This is a genomic window from Streptococcus sp. GMD1S (assembly GCF_000296875.1).
Lineage (GTDB): Bacteria > Bacillota > Bacilli > Lactobacillales > Streptococcaceae > Streptococcus.
In genome coordinates, this window is record NZ_AJQY01000295.1 from 1 (window position 1) to 551 (window position 551).

Below are 551 nucleotides of genomic sequence, written 5' to 3' on the forward strand. Positions count from 1 at the left end.
ATCTCCTCTCAAAATGCGGCAGCAAGTCAGAGCCAGGCCGAGATTGGAAATCTTATCAGCCAAACAGAGGAAAAAATACGAGACTACAAAACAGCCAAGTCAGCGATTGAAAAGGGAGATCAACTAGATAGTCAGAATCCAGCCTACTCTTTTTACCAGACCTATAAAAATCAAGGTGAAGAAGATCCGCACGCTAAATCGCAAGTTATTGCGCAAGTGGATGCTCAAATCACCCAGCTAGAGTCTAGTTTAGCTACTTATCGTGTGCAGTATGCGGGATCTGGGGCTCAGCAGGCCCACGCAACGGGACTGGATAGTCAGCTGGAATCGCTCAAGTCTCAGCACTTAGTCAAAGTTGGCCAGGAATTAACTCTTCTAGATCAGAAAATTTTGGAGGCGGAATCGGGTAAGAAAGTCCAAGGAGGTCTGCTGGACAAGGGGAAAATTACAGCAAGTGAGGATGGGGTGCTTCACCTTAATCCTGAGACTAGTGAATCTACCATGGTCGCAGAAGGAACCCTGCTAGCCCAACTCTACCCATCCTTGGAAAA

At 47.0% G+C, this 551-nt stretch carries 1 pseudogene; it reads left to right on the top strand.

The annotated features are described in order from the left end of the window. A pseudogene (gene comB / locus GMD1S_RS08870) lies at positions 1 to 551 on the top strand (competence pheromone export protein ComB); the annotation flags it as partial.